1 protein-coding gene is annotated in these 391 nt (G+C 45.3%); it reads left to right on the top strand.

What is annotated here, in order from left to right; genetic code table 11:
• Window positions 1–241, top strand: a 241-nt coding sequence (locus KM934_RS13005; RefSeq protein WP_215761049.1) for a hypothetical protein, incomplete at its 5' end; no start/stop codon positions are given.
• Between the last annotated feature and the right edge of the window lie 150 nt (window positions 242–391).

Raw genomic sequence — 391 nt, 5'->3', positions numbered from 1 at the left:
AGTATTTTCTATTGCATCACTTGTAGTTGGTGTCATCGGTCTTGGAGTGTTCTTCAAACCTGTCCTCAAAATCATCTGTGGTATAGGTGGCTTAGTCGTGTCCATCCTTGGCAAAGATGAGAATACAGGCATGGTAATAGATGGTATTCGTAGCTGGGGAAGAAACGTTGCCTGGTTAAATATCATTTGGGTTTGCTTAGAGTTTGGCCTCAAGTTCGCAGGTATTGAACTAACCCGTTGAGGAAACGAGAGAATGAGAGAATGAGAAAATGAGCAGACTCGAACGAAGGTCATAATGAGAAAGATACTGCAAAGCATAGAGGAACAAGCGGGGCGCAAGATGCAAACCCCGAAGGACTTCCAGTGGCTGTCGGACGAAATATTCCGCCGG

Origin of the sequence: Hallella faecis, assembly GCF_018789675.1 — a bacterium.
Classification (GTDB): Bacteria; Bacteroidota; Bacteroidia; order Bacteroidales; family Bacteroidaceae; genus Prevotella; species Prevotella faecis.
This window is presented reverse-complemented; position numbering and strand designations above follow the sequence as displayed.